This window comes from Bartonella sp. AA9NXGY, from assembly GCF_042196845.1.
Lineage (GTDB): Bacteria > Pseudomonadota > Alphaproteobacteria > Rhizobiales > Rhizobiaceae > Bartonella.
This window is the reverse complement of the sequence record NZ_JBHIRB010000077.1, coordinates 1-1,241: the sequence shown is the minus strand read 5'-3', so window position 1 is coordinate 1,241 and position 1,241 is coordinate 1. Positions and strand designations below refer to the sequence as shown.

1 protein-coding gene is annotated in these 1,241 nt (G+C 42.8%); it reads right to left on the bottom strand.

All coding sequences use genetic code 11. The features are described from left to right. Positions 1–190: 190 nt before the first annotated feature. Positions 191–517 carry a dATP/dGTP diphosphohydrolase domain-containing protein gene (locus ACFIM6_RS09875; RefSeq protein ID WP_375610982.1) on the bottom strand — a complete coding sequence of 109 codons (327 nt, stop codon included), beginning with the start codon at positions 515–517 and terminating at the stop codon, positions 191–193. Between the last annotated feature and the right edge of the window lie 724 nt (positions 518–1,241).

The following is a 1,241-nucleotide window of genomic DNA, read 5'->3' as shown; positions in this document are numbered from 1 at the left end:
GTCTGCTTGCTTTCCTTTAAATACCTAAACTCATTCTCTTTCATTTTTTTCTTAATATCTTGAACCTGCTCTTTAAGCGCCTTAACTTGGTCGCGATAATGCAATGCAATACGAAACATCACTCCGCTTAAGAGCAAAACTGAAACCACTGCTATCCATAAAATCTCATTCGAACTCATCTTTATCTCCTTTAATTTTTATGAGGGCGGTCATCATGACCAATCTGTTGTGCTTCGCATTCCATTAAAAAAAGAATGCAACAAGCCGCATGTGCCAAGTGTGATAAATCACTCTCAGCATCCTTATGCTCTCCACCAAACCATGCTAATAAATGACGTAAAGCAGCACCGTGTAACCTGCTCCAGTGCATGCCATTACGCCAATTGTTTGCTCCGTACTTCTTTGCCCCAAACTCTAAAACTTTACCAATTTCAAGCAGTGCCAACGGCGGTATAAGCTCTACACGAGGCTTACCATCATCATTCTTATGCGCTTCATTTGCATTATGTGAACACATATAAACTCTGTCGCCACCATATTCTTCAGTGCCGCAAACATATGCATTTCCATAAATCTTGGCCTTACCATAAACCACGGCATGACCGAACACCTTAGCAGCATCACAAACCTTGGCATAACCACAAACCTTGGCGTTGCCATAAACCTTGGCGCTGCCATAAACATGGATATTATCGTAAACGTAAGCATTACCAAAAACCGCAGCTTCATCACAAACCTTGGCATTGCCAAATACATGCGCATTACCACAAACCTTGGCGTTGCCATAAATCGCAGCTGCTAAAAGAACATTGGCATTCTCATAAACACGGGCATTGTCATAAACATGAGAAAAACCAAGAACCTTGGCATTGCCAAAAACACGTGCATCACCATAAACCCATGCCCTATTCCCACCCCAACAATCGCCCTCATGAGAGAGGTTGCCTTCACTCTCTACAAAACCACCAACATCACCTGCTTTAACTTTTCCAAAGCTTCTCAATGCACGAATGCGGTGAAGAGTTTTTCCAGCAAACTCAATTGTTTCATCAGTAAGTTCGTATTTCTTTTCTACAGCCATCATCACCTCCTTAAGGCTGCAAAGTCTCACGCGCGCTATCAACGCCGGAACTTTTTGCAAATGTAGTCATTGGGGGGTGTTGCTCTTGCATTAATCTCTGCAAGCGCTCGGGATAAAAAAAATCTTCTGGACGCAAATCTATCCCATGATCACGTGCGTA

Excerpts from the sequence above, each read along its gene's own strand:
- ACFIM6_RS09875 (WP_375610982.1), bottom strand. The coding sequence starts at position 517 with ATGTGTTCACATAATGCAAATGAAGCGCATAAGAATGATGATGGTAAG.